At 45.7% G+C, this 14,897-nt stretch carries 11 protein-coding genes; 5 read left to right on the forward strand and 6 right to left on the reverse strand.

Annotation, left to right across the window (positions count from 1 at the left end):
* Window positions 1-267: 267 nt before the first annotated feature.
* Complete coding sequence (locus L3C95_RS09085; RefSeq protein WP_236386941.1) at window positions 268-792, forward strand: hypothetical protein; 525 nt, start codon at window positions 268-270, stop codon at window positions 790-792.
* On the opposite strand, the gene L3C95_RS09090 is transcribed toward L3C95_RS09085, so the two are convergent.
* From L3C95_RS09090 to L3C95_RS09110, 5 genes are all read right to left on the reverse strand, one after another.
* Window positions 782-1,462 carry a helix-turn-helix domain-containing protein gene (locus L3C95_RS09090; RefSeq protein WP_236386944.1) on the reverse strand — a complete coding sequence of 227 codons (681 nt, stop codon included), beginning with the start codon at window positions 1,460-1,462 and terminating at the stop codon, window positions 782-784. The two genes, L3C95_RS09085 and L3C95_RS09090, sit on opposite strands and share 11 nt — an antisense overlap.
* A 69-nt stretch (window positions 1,463-1,531) precedes the next feature.
* Window positions 1,532-3,136 (reverse strand): gliding motility-associated C-terminal domain-containing protein, encoded by a 1,605-nt coding sequence (locus tag L3C95_RS09095; RefSeq protein WP_236386946.1) that lies wholly within the window; start codon window positions 3,134-3,136, stop codon window positions 1,532-1,534.
* A gap of 109 nt (window positions 3,137-3,245) precedes the next feature.
* The gene (locus tag L3C95_RS09100) at window positions 3,246-4,001 is read right to left on the reverse strand and encodes a class I SAM-dependent methyltransferase (RefSeq protein ID WP_236386948.1); all 756 of its coding nucleotides are present in this window, start codon (window positions 3,999-4,001) and stop codon (window positions 3,246-3,248) included.
* Window positions 4,002-4,160: 159 nt separating this feature from the next.
* Window positions 4,161-4,805 (reverse strand): PAQR family membrane homeostasis protein TrhA, encoded by a 645-nt coding sequence (gene trhA, locus L3C95_RS09105; protein WP_236386950.1) that lies wholly within the window; start codon window positions 4,803-4,805, stop codon window positions 4,161-4,163.
* 153 nt (window positions 4,806-4,958) lie between these two features.
* Window positions 4,959-5,738 (reverse strand): M15 family metallopeptidase, encoded by a 780-nt coding sequence (locus tag L3C95_RS09110; protein WP_236386952.1) that lies wholly within the window; start codon window positions 5,736-5,738, stop codon window positions 4,959-4,961.
* Between the two features lie 239 nt (window positions 5,739-5,977).
* Here L3C95_RS09110 and L3C95_RS09115 point away from each other — a divergent pair, with 239 nt between their 5' ends.
* The 3 genes from L3C95_RS09115 (at window position 5,978) to L3C95_RS09125 (ending at window position 10,864) form a co-directional block, all read left to right on the forward strand.
* A complete protein-coding gene (locus tag L3C95_RS09115) occupies window positions 5,978-7,321 on the forward strand; it encodes a vanadium-dependent haloperoxidase (protein WP_236386955.1) in 1,344 nt (447 codons plus the stop codon).
* 406 nt (window positions 7,322-7,727) lie between these two features.
* A complete protein-coding gene (locus L3C95_RS09120) occupies window positions 7,728-8,651 on the forward strand; it encodes a Nif3-like dinuclear metal center hexameric protein (RefSeq protein ID WP_236386957.1) in 924 nt (307 codons plus the stop codon).
* A gap of 611 nt (window positions 8,652-9,262) precedes the next feature.
* Window positions 9,263-10,864, forward strand: coding sequence for a glycoside hydrolase family 71/99-like protein (locus L3C95_RS09125; protein ID WP_236386960.1), 1,602 nt, complete (start codon window positions 9,263-9,265; stop codon window positions 10,862-10,864).
* A gap of 203 nt (window positions 10,865-11,067) precedes the next feature.
* On the opposite strand, the gene L3C95_RS09130 is transcribed toward L3C95_RS09125, so the two are convergent.
* The gene (locus L3C95_RS09130; protein WP_236386962.1) at window positions 11,068-13,476 is read right to left on the reverse strand and encodes an ABC transporter permease; all 2,409 of its coding nucleotides are present in this window, start codon (window positions 13,474-13,476) and stop codon (window positions 11,068-11,070) included.
* Window positions 13,477-13,738: 262 nt separating this feature from the next.
* On the opposite strand from L3C95_RS09130, the gene L3C95_RS09135 reads away from it, so the two are divergent.
* A complete protein-coding gene (locus L3C95_RS09135; RefSeq protein WP_236386964.1) occupies window positions 13,739-14,860 on the forward strand; it encodes a Gfo/Idh/MocA family protein in 1,122 nt (373 codons plus the stop codon).
* Window positions 14,861-14,897: the final 37 nt, after the last annotated feature.

Raw genomic sequence — 14,897 nt, forward strand, 5'->3', positions numbered from 1 at the left:
TACGGTTAGGTGATGGCAAATATAATACCAGAATTTAATACCTGAGTATTAAGTACTCGGCCGGGGGCAGTCATGCCCAGGTTAAATCTTCCAAAAGCACGGATTATATTGATGATATTCTAAATTTTCATATGTATATTTGTATTGGTTAAAGCGCGGGGATTCTGCCGCTGGAAAGACGCCTATGATTGATACTTGTGCCAACGTATGAAGCAGGCAGGTTGCAGCAACTGCAATGATATTTGTGTATCCCTTTCAAATTGTCATATGAAACAGCATTCAGGAAGATTATTGTTGACGTTATGTTTTATGTCATTCTCCATGACAGTTCTCTCCTGCGGGAAGCTCAGACATAAAGGACACGTGCTGATAAACGGAGCTAAAGAAGTCGCAACTGTGCAGGTAGAAAATATATTTCCTACATATAATGCCGACATTGCCGATACCAAAGACAATCAAAACCGTTTCAGAGAACATCTGCAGATCGAACTGACGAATGACGTGAAAGATCTTTATACCTATGGCGATTTCATGGCCATCGACTATTCTGTGCTGATGTCTTTTAGTTGCGATCAGTCAACGATCGACAGGATCATTGAGCAGAACGGGCTTCAATTGACTACCGAACATGATATGCGCGGTATCTCCTTCCCGGGAAGATTTAACTGGTGGAAACAGGAAGAGATAGATCAGCTGATCCCCTACAGGGCAGGAGAGGAAGATGAATTCTGGCAGTACCTGTGGTACAATCCTGTTACTAAACAGGCTTTCTATGAGGAGTTCAGTATGTAGACCGTTTCGGGGCTTTATTCTTTTTCCGGAGATCCATGGGGTAAATACCGTATACGTTTTTGAACGTACGGGCGAAATTATAATCGTTACTATATCCTAATTCTTCTGCTATATCTGCTACAGTCCTCTGGGTATTTTCCAGCAGGTAACGGGCCCGCTGCATCACCTGCTCCAGTATAAAATCACTGATCTTTACCCCAAACGTTTTCGTAAATGCCCTGCTCAGTGTTTTCTCATTAATAAAGTGCTTTTTGGCAAGTATCCGCAGGCTGTGTTCATGAATATTGGGGTTGAGCATTACCTCATTGCGTATGAGCATCATCGTCGTTGACAGGGCGGTTTCTGTATGTACCTGAGGAGCCTGTTTTTCCTGGTATTCTGTAAGCAACTCCACTGTAATATTGCCCAGTTCATAACCGTTTGTGCCATTTTCCTGCATGGTGCCTGACAGATGATCGAGATAACGCGTCATACTGGAGCTGACCAGTATCTGCGGCAGGGGTGGGGGCGAAGCGCTGCCCGCATGCATCTGTAAGGGCTGTGCCTCCGTACGCTGTTGGGATCTGATCAGGTCTATCAACATTTGTAAGGGTGGGCTGCCGCCGGCTGTCTCCCCTGCAGACCGGGCATTCAGCTCAAAATGAAGTGCTGCGAATACTACCAGTTCCATATAGCTAAGAGATTAACTCTTATCAAGTTACGCTATTTAACTGCAATCCGGAACACATCCGTTTTTATTTTATCTGAACATGGTAATGGTACCCTGCTGCTTCATCGGTTGTTTGTTACTGGCGGTATAGGTGGCTACCCATATATAGGTGCCCGGTGGCAGGTCCAGACCTTTCTGCTTACCATCCCATCCTGTCTCAGGGTCCGTAGTTTCGAAAATAAGCTGTCCCCAGCGGCCATAAACGGCCAATCTGTATGCTGTAATATCATCCTGCAGCTTCGCCTTAAAAATGTCGTTTTTACCGTCTCCATTAGGGCTGAATGCGGTAGGCATATATACGGCACAATCCCTCCACTCTTTATCGATCGTTACATTTCCTTCCAGTGTGCAGTTGTGATCGTCAACCACCGTGTAAGGATAGTTGCCTGCATCGAGGTGACGGAACCTGTTCTCGAGCTGGAATGTGTCAGCAAGTTTATACCGGTAAGGAGGTGTGCCTCCGGCAGGTGTGAAGATCAGCTGACCATCCTGTACACTGCTGCAGGATACTGGCCTCGCTATCAGATCTTTCAACTGTAAAAGACCGGGATTGGCAATGTCCACACCCTGCATTTTGTAACAGCCCATACTGTCTGTCACCTTCACCGTATAGTAGTTGGCAGGCAGGTTGTCGAAGCCAGGTGTATCCTGGTCAGGGTACTGGTTTACCAGCGCATATTTATAGGGACTTAAACTTCCGCTCGCATTTACTAAAATGCTGCCATCAGATTCACCAAAACAGCTGATACCTGACACCGCTGCATCGATCAGAATATCCCATTGTTTTACCTGGATACTTTCAGATCTTGAATTACCCTTGTTATTGCTTGTTACAGTGACAGTGTATTTACCTGCAGGAAGATGGGATACTTCAGGCGTGGTATAACCACCCGGTTCCCAGCGGAAACTGTAAGTGTCTTTATCCAGGCTGTGCATAGTGACAGTCACCTTGCCATCGCTTGCGCCATAGCATGTATTTTCTGCACTGACATCAAAGTTGAGCGTTTCTTCGATCATGGAAATATTGTCGAGAAAAGTGACTACATAACAAGTGTCGTCATAGTCTGTAACGTAGGGTTCAAAACGAAGGTGGGTATAAGTCTTTTTAGGTTTTAATACAGCAGTGTACCTGTTCCATTTTCTTTCATAACAGATATCCGAATACCAGATCCTTTCTCCTATATCCGCTGCTGAAGTACTGCCCAGAATAGCTAACGCAGTAGATGTTGCAGCGGTGTTGTCACTGTGGTCTTCTTCAGGCATCAATGCCATATCAAAAGAGATGAGGTATGCCCTGCCTGCTTCGATCGGTTTTGACAGCTGCTGTCCGATAGATGTCCATACCGCGTGCCCGGCAGAAGTATTATTCTCAGATGCTGCCAGTAATGCGGCATATGTTTTTCCATCTGACGGGGCTATCTCATTTGTACTGCCGAGTGGTAAAGTATATGCTATCAGATTGACAGATCGCTGGTACCATGGAGCAGGAATTCCATTCATTGTAGGTGTTCCTTCAAAGGACGGATTTTCGAGATAGATAGGTATCGTTTGTGACCTGGCTGTGATAGGAAGCATGATCAATAAAGATACAGGGATGGTTTTCAGTATGTTGAATAGTACACTGAAGGTTTTCATAGATTATATTACGGGTATAGGTAATACAAAGCTACGTAAATACCATGAGAATATAGCCTGGCCAGGGTATAAATCGAGGGTTTTCAGCAATAAAAATATAATGTTTTTTCTATGGGTTCTTTTCCCATACTGTAACAAAACTTCCAGTCAGTTGATAAGGAAGGACTTCCGCAATTGCGCCATCCCACTTCTGCAGAATTTTGATCTTTTTAGTGAAGAAAGAAAAAGGAAAAACATCATCAATAAAGTTTGTTTTCCCGAAACTGATGATCTTAAACTGTGTTCTGCGGGCTAAGTTTTCAAGAGAGTGCTTGCTGAAGAACTGTACATGTGTCAGATCATCTGCATCTGATTGAACAGTAGTGCCTTTATAGCCAAGCATGGACTTTATTTTCAGTATAAAGCGCCACAACCAGTTATCTTTCTTTTGTAAGGCAATAACAGGCTTTGTTATCAGCACTTCCCTGGGCCCCATGCCGTTAGGTACAGTAACGATCAATACACCATCATCTGCCAGTGACTGATACAATACGTTCAGCAGTTTTTCCGGTTGATTAAGATGCTCCAGTACCTCGCTGCAAATGATAGCATGATACTTTCTGCCATCAGCTACCAGCTGTTCCGCACTGATCACATCAAAGCTGACATTGGGAAGATCAGTGAGCGCTCTTGCTTTTTCTATTGCTTTGGGACTGATATCAATGCCATAGACGTTAAATCCTTCGCCACCAAGATGACGGGCAATGATACCATTACCACAACCCACGTCAAGTACAACGGAGCCGGCAGGTAGGTGTTTCTTTAAACTGTCAACGATAAATTGTAGTCGCTTGATATCAGCGATCCGGTTGTATTCCATCTGCATAGTACTTAATGATTATATGTTCGCAACGGGGGGACAAATGTTTGAGGCATAATTTATTGTCACCGAATTTCGTATGAGGAGTGTGAAATACCACCTCATTTACGGTAATACTAACCCTCATTTGCGGACAAAATCTCCTTGCAGAAAGTAACAGCTGAGCTACATCGATAACAGGATCGCTACGAAGTGACAGATAGCAGCTGCGAGTACAAAAGAGTGCCACACCGCATGTGTGAACGTGCGTCTGTCTGTGATATAGAAGTACACGCCGAAAGTATACAAGACGCCTCCGATACAAAGCAATGTCAGTACAGATGGAGGCAGTTCGGTAAAGAACCTGCGTCCGCCTGCTACAAATATCCAGCCCATCAGGAGATAAACAATTGTAGATATGATATCATATTTTCCCGTGAACCATATCTTGAAAAAGATGCCTGCCAGCGTCAATCCCCACAACAAAGACAGCAGTGTAATGCCAAAGGCATTGTTCATATACACAAGCAGAAAAGGTGTATATGTGCCGGCTATCAGGAAATAAATACTGATGTGGTCGAGAATGAGAAATAGTCGTTTGACTGCCGGATCAAGTGAGAGGTGATATACGGTAGAGCAGGTAAACAATAAGAGAAAGCAGAAGCTATAGATAGCGGCGCCTACAATGCCCGCCGTATTGTTATGCGTTGCTGCGATGCCTGTCAGCATAGGTAGTGCACTGATACCAAACAGTACGCCTGCGCCATGAATAATTCCGTTTACGATCTCCTGTCTGCGGTTGTATTTTGACTGTAATACCTGTAGCGCCATCTGTATACGTTTGGCATAAAAGTAACCACAATCTGTGTGCTGCGTAAATAGAAAATCTCTATAATAGAAATTGTCTATAAGTGATAGCAGCAATGCGCTGCAAATGAGTTAGAATGCCGGACCATTCTACATCAACGGCCCGGCATGTTTATGTTATTTTATCTTTGCTACTTCAAAGTGCATTCCATCTTTACGGGAGAAATGTCCGCCCCAGTAAAAGCCATTCAGATTAGCTAACTGCACCAGCTCTCTCACGGATCCTTTCTGGCCTACCAATGCAGGTACGGCGCCAAGCTGATTCCATGCCACATTGATGTCGAATGCTGAACCAAATGAATGATTGCTTAACGTGGTGCGGCTACCTCTGATGAACCTTGGTACATAAGATCCACCCCAGGTAAGCACCAGCGGAAGCAGGCCTGCTTTTTCCCAGTCAGCCCACAGTTTAACCAGCTGATTGGCTGCAGCCTTGTGGAATTGTACCCTGTCTGATCCTTTGATATTTATGAGCTGTGGGACAGATGCCATTACAATGTTCTGGCTTACCCAGTTGTCGGTCACTTTAATGTTTTCAGGATTGCCGGGAACAGGCTGTGACACATACGCGAATTTACCAAACACCCTGGCTCTTTCTTCATTGGAAACCAATGGCTGAAATGAGGGTGCTTTAGGATAATCTGCTCCTGATTTGTCGGTCCGGTCATCAATGATTCCATCAAATCCGAATTGCATGGCAACACCATATGTTTTGTTGCCTACAACACCGTCAGGCTGGAGGTTATTTTTACGCTGGAATTTGATCGTTGCATCCTGTACATCTCTTGAAAAAATGCCATCCGCTACGCCGTCGTACAAATCCTGACCGATCAAAAAGAATTGCCAGCTTGTTACTAATGGACCCTGGCTGTTGATCCTGATGAGTTTTAGTTCCATGATGTTTGGAAGGGTAATTTGGTTAAATAATGGGGGTTGTGGGTTTATTGTGATTCTTTAACATTCATATTCAGGGATGCTTGTAATTGAGGTACAAAACAATGGTACCGAAGATACAAGCTTTTTTCTGTAATGCCTATACCCAATGGGAAGTATTTTGGCAACTTTTCATGTTAATGACTGCAGGTACATTGCTATCGGTCATGTGTATATTACTCCCTCTTTAAAACTCAATATTTATGACCATTTACTCCAAACGTTCGTGGTGCATCTACCTCTTCATGATCCTTGTTATTGCCGCGTGTAGCAAGGAAGATCAGGCACCCCCAAAACCAACAATTGCTGCTGCCGACTTCACGCCCCAAAGTAATGCAGCAGCTGCGATACCTGTTTCATGGTATCAGCTTGAATTTAAACTTATTAAAGAAACACCGGGATTCAGTCCGCCGGTAGCTGCCCGGGCGCTGGCCTATACAGGCGTGGCGCTCCATGAAGCAGTAGTGTGGAGCGACAGATACGGTCATTCTCTCAGCGGCCAGCTGGATGGCCTGAGCAATGTGCCCCGCCCTCAATGGGGTAAAAAATACAATTGGGAGATCGCTGCCAACAGCGCTATGGCAGACATCATCAGGAGCCTCTATCCCAATGCCAGTGCCGCTAATCTGGCGCTGATCGCTGCACTTGACAGTACCAACAAAGCTGCGGCTTCAGGCAGCTGTGGCGCAGATGAGGTCAACCGCTCCGTTAATTTCGGTAAGCAGGTGGCGGCTGCTATTTACACCTGGTCCACTACTGATGGCGGGAAAGACGGCTATCTGAATAACTTTCCGACCGATTATGTACCACCGGTAGGTCCTGGCTTCTGGGTACCTACTCCGCCTGCCTTTCAGCGCGCTTTGCTACCTTACTGGGGCAATAATCGCCTGATGGTAAGACCTTCCACTCCGGAGACTGCCGGTATTGCCCATCCTGCCTTTTCCACAGATACGGCTTCTGCGTTCTATAAAGCGGCTTATTTCGTGTATAACAAGGTGAATACACTCACGCCCGAAGAGAACACTATTGCCCGTTATTGGGCTGATGGCGGCGGCACTTTCACGCCACCGGGACACATGCTGGCGATCACCGCGCAGCTGGTGACTGACAACGGGCTTAGTCTCACCCAAGCTGCAAAGCTTTTCGCGCAGGCGGGTATTGGTGAGAATGACGCTGCTATTGTGTGCTGGAAATACAAGTACAAGTACAATCTGCTGCGGCCTGTCAGCTACATTCAAACTTACATTGCTGCCGGATGGACTTCGCTGATCGGGACACCGCCGTTCCCGGCTTATACTTCAGGGCATGCTACGTTTACAAGTGCTGCAGGGACTATTCTGGAGGATTATTTTGGTAGTTTGTCTTTTACTGATAACCAGAAAGTGGCGGATGGTTTTTCACCGCGCTCTTTCAATGGTTTTCAGCAGATGATAGACGAGGCTTCCATTTCCAGGATCTATGGTGGTATTCATTACCAGTTTGATAGTCAGGTGGGAGTGCAGACAGGTAGGGATATTGCTTTGCGTGTGCTGTCGCTGAGGTATTGATGCTTTTATGCGAAGTAGCTCCGGTTTGATTGAGTGTTGTTAGTTATTCACGCTAAGTAGCTCCGGTTTCAGTATGGGATGTCGGTCGGCGCCTCTCCGGATGTCGATTGAACGTTGTCAATCGAATAGGGTTTTCAATGTAGATTGAACAACGCCGGTCGCGTCGCCGGAGAGCCGAAGGCCCGACATTCCCATCTGAAACCGGGTGCTACTTTCGCTCTCCCTATTACTGTTGAGACGTCTGTTTTGTTATGGACGTTGAGACTTTTGGGCTTTAATCAATATTTCCTCTCTGTTGCAGTGGCGAATACTTTTGTGTTCGGCTTTGTTTTCAGTTACACTTCTTTATAAACATTCTTCCTGAAAAGCCCTATATTTATCGGGTTAATCAGTTATTTCAGTTATTATGCCACGTCAGAACAACACCTCCATCAACAGAAGGAAATTCATTGCACAGGTAGCGGCAGCTGCAGGATCTGCTATGGCGCTTGCATCTCCATTAGCCGGTTTTGCTGGTTTGGGTTTTATACCGGCACAGGAGCGGATCACTGTAGGACAGATCATGGACCTGTTCATAAAGGAGGCGCCAGGTGCTCCCTTTTCTAATACTGTTGATACCTTGAAATCAGGTGGCAGGGATGTCGTTGTAACCGGTATTGTAACTACTATGTTTGCTACTGTGGAGGTGATCCGAAAGGCTATTGCACTGAATGCGAATTTTATTATTGCACATGAGCCAACGTTCTATAATCATGCGGATGAAACAGCCTGGCTCGAAAAAGATGACGTGTACCGGTATAAGGCCGATCTGCTCAGGAAACATAACATCGTTGTTTGGCGTAACCATGATTATATACACGCTGTTAAGCCCGATGGTGTGCGTAAAGGCCTGGTAGATCAGCTGGGCTGGCAACAGTTTGAAGATAGCAATCATGTTATTTATAACTTGCCGGCAGCAATGACATTAAAAGCATTGATCGGAGACCTGAAGCAGAAACTGAATATTGAAGCAGTTAGGTATATCGGAGATCCTGCACAGCAATGTAAAAAGATACTGCTGCTACCCGGTGCGTACGGAGGCAAAAACCAAATCCAAAGCATCGGCAATACACAACCCGATGTACTGGTGTGCGGAGAAGTGGCGGAATGGGAGACTGCAGAATATGTACGCGATGCCCGGGCGGCTGGTAAACAGTTGTCACTGATCGTTCTTGGACATATTGTAAGTGAAGAACCAGGATCTGAATTTATGGCGAAGTGGCTGCAAGCAAAGTTTCCTGCTATCAAAGCTACGCATATACCAACAGGTAGTTCGCTTTCATTCTTATAGCTGAAATGTCTATGTTTTTTTAGATAGTAGTTTGTGTTGATGATAGTTCACGTTTGTTTTTATAACAATAGCATCGATATCTTTTTAGATGGTACCCTAGTGTGTTGGATGATAGTCTGCGCTTGTTTTATAACGGCAACGTCGATATTTTTTTAAATAGTAGATTTGTGTTCAACGTGGAATCCGCTCTCATTATTGTCGTCTGAATGACTATATCTTTTAAAATAGTGGTACTGTGTTCAACGTAGACTTCGTATTTATTATTGCAGCCTGAATGGTTATATTTTTTTAGATAGTGACAGTGTATTCTACAGGTGGTTTATGCCCTTTTTTATAACAGAAATGTCTACGTTTTTTTTAATAGTGACCCTACGTTAACGGGTACTTTACGATCGTTTTTATCGCGGCAACGTCTATATTTTTTTCAATAGCAATCCTCTCTGAATGGGCTGATTATCAAGCTGTTTATATTTTTAAAGCCTCTTTTTTCTTCTATATTCCGGTCATACTATTATGTGGGTAAACGCGCGGTGATTATTTTCGATGCGGAAAAGCCATATCGTCATTCTCAAAAGAACCATTTATTATTTATTCATCAAATCTCCCTCAAAATGAGAACTCTATTATGGGCCTGTTGTGCTCTGTTCCTGTTCGCGTGTAACAAATCGTCACTTGAGCCACAGGAACACCTGTCTGCTGATCTGCATACCAGGGCCGCGGTAGCTGTCAGCAAGTCCACGAACAAGAAGATCTTTATCCATTGGATGCCGTGGTTTGAAACACCCGCATCCAGGGGCGCCTGGGGTTATCACTGGAAAATGAATACCCAGAACCCAGACATTATTGTCAATGGCAAAAGACAAATTGCCGCTTATTTTTATCCTAAAACAGGGCCTTACGCTTCCGGCGATCCGGATATCATCGAGTATCAATTACTGCTGATGAAGTATGCTGGTGCAGACGGCGTATTCATCGACTGGCCGGGCACCAGGCAACGGTATGACTATCCCGATAACCTGAGCAATTCCAATGCGCTGATCAGTAAACTGAATGCCGTGGGATTACAATTCTCTATTGTACATGAGGACCGCAACTGGGACCCTGGTATGGCGTCCAGTGCCAACGGCGATTTTGTATACATGCAGAACAACTATTTTAATCAGGGGAATTATCTGAGGAATGCGTCTAATGATCCCGTAGTGCTGAACTTCGGACCTATCACTTTCCATCAGCCTTCTGAATGGAATACCATGCTCAATGGTATTAATCCGCGTCCGAAGATCATTCCGCTTTTCGGATTCACCAATGAAGTAGGCGCTAGCAATGCCGGTGGTGAATTTCCCTGGATCTACCAGGAGCATCCGGGTGTAGTGGACCGTTACTATACACAGGCGGCCAGTTTCCCGCTGTCTATAGGAGTGGTTTATCCTGGCTTCAAGTCTTTCTATGCTGCCGGCGGTGCGGATGGTCCTACCTGGGAGATTCCCTTTAATGGTACTTCTACCTTCTCTACTATGCTGGATAAGGCGCTGAATTCAAGCGTGAACATCATTCAGTTTGCTACCTGGAATGACTATGGTGAAGGCACCATCATCGAGCCGACCGATGAATATGGTTATTCCTTCCTGACCATTATGCAGCAGAAATTGGGTGTTCCGTACGGACAACATGAGCTGGAACTGATTGCCCGTCTGTATGGGTATAGAAAACAGTACGCTGGTAACGGTACCGTACAGCAGCAGCTGAACCAGGTGTTTACTTACCTCGCCAATCTGCAGGTGAGCAATGCGGAGAGCCTGTTAAACACCATTGGTGGTGGCGGTAATCCACAGCCAGGCACCGGTGTACTGATCAAAAACAAGTGGTTAAATACTTACCTCTACGAGGAAAACGGACAGGTAAAATATAATGGTAATAGCAGCGGTAACCAATACAGATGGGTACAGGAACAGGTGAATGGACATACGCGGTTTAAAAACCTGGCAACAGGCCATTACCTGAATATTGAGCACCTGTACAGCTATGTGGAGAGTTCAGATGTACCCAATACTTTTTACAGCAGTTACTGGGTGCTGGAAAGCTACAACGGTAATACGCGTTTAAAGAATGAGTGGCAGAATACTTATCTGAACCTGGAGAACCAAAGCGGACTCGCACAATGTACAAACGTACCAGCCTATTTCGAGAGCAGCCAGTGGATATTGCAGAATTAAGCATTGATCTATATGAAGAGAGCCAGTATCATATTTTTGATACTGGCTCTTTCGTTTACCTACGCAATGATTTCAGGTAGTCATTTCAGCGAATCCTGGGATGTTCATTATGTTTGATGCATCCCTTTTTTATTTGATGCCTGATGGTGTCAGGCAGGTCTTTAAGTTATTTCACGAGGTTGATTTATTGAGTTCTTTTTCAATCATTCAGATCTTAAGCTTTTTACCGGATTGACCAGCGCCGCCTTGATGGCTTTGAAGCTAATGGTCAGCATAGTGACGAGTCCCATCAGGATAATGGATACCGCAAATATCATCCAGTTGATATTGATACGGTATGCAAAGTTCTGTAGCCATTTGTCCATGAGCAGCCAGGCCAGTGGCGTAGCAATGACGGCTGCGAAGGCGATCAGTTTCAGAAAGTCGGCTGATAACATCGCTACAATACCCGATACAGATGCGCCTAATACCTTGCGGATACCGATCTCTTTTGTGCGTTGTTCTGCGGCATAGGTAATAAGCCCAAACACGCCCAGGGAAGCGATCAGGATGGCCAGTACGGCAAAAGAAATAAAGATCTTACCGGTACGTTCTTCTGCCTGGTACAACCTGTTGAAGTTATCGTCCAGGAAGGTATACTTGAAAGGTTGTCCCTGCATGCCCGGCCGTGCATGATACAACTCACCGATCTTGTTGATGATGTGCTGAATATTGTTTGTATTGATGCGGAATGCCATTGTGCCTGTATACTCTCCCAATGTCAGTACAGCCGGCGCGATCTTGTTGCGCAAAGAGCCTGAATTAAAGTCTTTCACTATACCGATGATCTTCATTTTATTGTCGCCCCGGTAGAGGTATTTGTCAGTGATATCTGTAAATCCCAGCAGTCGTGCTGCTGTTTCGTTGATAACAAGTGCTCCGGTATCAGTAGGCATGTCGGGTGAGAAGTTCCTGCCGCTTGCCATCTGCATGCCGAGTGTGGGGATATAGTCTGCATCTACATACCATTCCGGGATACCTACCACCTGTCCGGGGCTCCTGGCGGCATCTTTGGAGTAAATATTCGTGTTGATGTTAATCACAGTAGGCAATGTATTTGTCATCGTGCCTGCCGTTACTCCCGGAATCTTCAGCACCTCCTCCCTGAATCCTTTCGCATGTATCCAGAGTGCCTGTGTATTTTCTACTACCAGTACCTGTTGCCGGTTATACCCGAGCTGTTTATTGTGTATATAACTCAGCTGATTGTAGATGACCAGCGTACCAACAATGAGCAGGATGGCTGCAGCAAACTGGAAGATGACCAGGCTGTTCCTCAGCCAGCTGCTTTTAAAGCCGGAGGAGAATTTGCCTTTCAGCACTTTTACCGGTTCAAAGGAAGACAGGAAGAAGGCCGGATAACTGCCGGCCAGCAGGCCTACTATGATCACTATTATGAACAATAAGGGAAGTGTCCATGCTAGGGATGTTACTGTGATGCTGAGCGATTTTCCTGATAACTCATTCAGATAAGGCAGCAGTAATGCCGTCATGCCTATTGCAATGAGCATCGCGCAGCAGCTGGTAATGATAGATTCAGCCAGGAACTGTATTATCAGGCTGCTTCTTTGAGAGCCCATCACCTTGCGTAGGCCCACTTCTTTGGCCCTTCCTGCGGAGCGGGCGGTAGAAAGGTTCATGAAGTTCACACAGGCAATCAACAGAATGATAATGGCCGTGATAATGAAAATGTAGACGTATTGTATGTTGCCGGAAGGTTCTGCTTCATTGGTCAGGTCGGAATAAAGATGGATCTTTTTAAGCGGAATGGACTGATACCTGAAATGCCCGCCTTTTTTCTCCAGGTCAGCAAGGTCACTCCCTGTCAGTTTTTTGAGATCGTTCTCCATGTACTTTTTGGTGGCCTGCTGCAGGAATCCGTCCAGCTGCGCCTGCGTGGTACCGGGACGTACCTGTACGTATGTTACAAAATTGTCAGCCATCCATTGTGCCTGCCTGCTGTATTCCTCTTGTGCCATCGCCTTGATGAAATCAAAATGCAGATGAGATTGTGGTGGCACATCTTTGATCACACCTGTGATCGTATAGTGGTTGATGTTGTCAGTGTTTAATATTTTGCCAACAACATCTGTACTGTTGAAGTATTTTTTTGCCATCCTTTCTGAAATAACCATGGAAAAAGGATGGCGCAAAGCGGTTGTTGGATTGCCGGCGATCATGTGCAGGCTGAAGATGTCGAAAACCGTGGAATCGGCAAAACAGGAATTGTTCTCCATCAGGGTTTCTTCTCCCTTTTTCACCAGTATATGTTCCTGCTGTAGAAAGCGTACATATTTTTCGATCTGTGGATAATCCTGCTGCAGCACTTGCCCGAACAGGGCCGGCGTGTTTCTTTCCCTGAACGTGCTGCCATTCACCAGGAAGTCTGCATTGATACGGTAGATGCGGTCAGCCTTGTCATTGAAGTACTCATACCTCAACTCATCCGTTACAAATAGAGTGATAAGTAGACAAGTCGCCAGTCCGATGGCCAACCCGAAGATCGTAATGGCAGAGAAGCCTTTATTCCTCCAGAGGTTGCGTACAGCGATCTTGTAATAATACCGGAACATTGAATGCTATTTAGTCTTGGCAATACGAAATATACAACAGTGGCGGCTCCAAGAGGGTGCCAATTTGTAACTGTATTGATAATGAGTGTATTAAAGGGGTTTTTGTTATGTAAAGTGTCCGGTTTTGATATAGTGGTGTTCGCTTTTAGTCAGCGGATAGGGTATGAAAATTGCGGCATCACTTTTACATGAACGGGTTGCAGGAGCCCGTTTTTCTGAATATCTTACCAGTACGCTCAATTTATTGTATAAAACCCTTGTTATGAAGAATACTCGACGACACTTCTTACAAAATTTTGCTGTTTCTGCTATTGGATTGACTGTTCTTCCCCGCCTGGGAATGGCGGGTAAGCCGGATCTGTACGAACAGCCGTATGACGGCCCCGTATTGCGGGTGGCTATTATGGGATTAGGCGGTTATGGCACCCGGGTGGCAGAAGCCATGCGGGCCTGTAAGAAAGCCAAACTGGTAGGCGTGATCAGTGGAACGCCTTCCAAGATCAAAGACTGGCAGGGGAAATATAATATTCCGGAGAAGAACTGTTACAACTACGAGAACTTTGACAAGATCAAAGACAACCCGGACATTGATGCTGTGTATGTGATCACTCCGAACGCCCTGCATCACGACCAGGTGATCCGTGTGGCAAAGGCCGGCAAACATGTGATCTGTGAGAAACCAATGGCCCTGAATGCAAAAGAAGGCCAGGAAATGGTGGATGCCTGCCGTAATGCCAAGGTGAAGCTGCTGGTAGGCTACCGTATGCACTTCGAGCCACATACACTGGAAGTGATCCGCATGCGTAATGCCGGTGAGTTCGGAAAGGTGCTCTTTTTCCAGGGATTGTGTGGATTTAAGATAGGAGACCCTACACAGTGGCGGCTGAACAGACAGCTGGCCGGTGGCGGTTCCCTGATGGATATTGGCATCTATGCCGTGAATGGCGCCCGTTATATGGTAGGAGAGGAGCCTGTGTGGGTGACCGCCCAGGAGACCAAAACCGATCGGGAGAAGTTCAAACCCGGTGTGGATGAAACGATCCAGTTCCAGCTGGGCTTTCCCAGCGGTGCAACTGCTTCCTGCCTGTCTACCTACAGCATGAACAACCTGGATAAATTCTTCCTGAACGGTGATAAAGGATTTGCAGAGATGCAGCCATCTACCGGCTATGGGCCTATTAAAGGCCGTACGCATAAAGGAGACCTGAATCAGCCGGTTGTGGTGCATCAGACCTTGCAGATGGAAGAGATGTCTGATATTATCCTCAATGGTAAACAACCTGTAGTGCCTGTCAATGGTGAAGAAGGGGTGAAGGACCTGAAGATCATGGATGCGATCTACCAGGCTGCGAAAACAGGTGAGAAAGTAAGTTTGAAGTTATAGTAATTGCCTGATACAATCAGGTTTCCGGATAGAACGA

It is taken from the genome of Chitinophaga filiformis (assembly GCF_021646545.1).
Lineage (GTDB): Bacteria > Bacteroidota > Bacteroidia > Chitinophagales > Chitinophagaceae > Chitinophaga > Chitinophaga filiformis_A.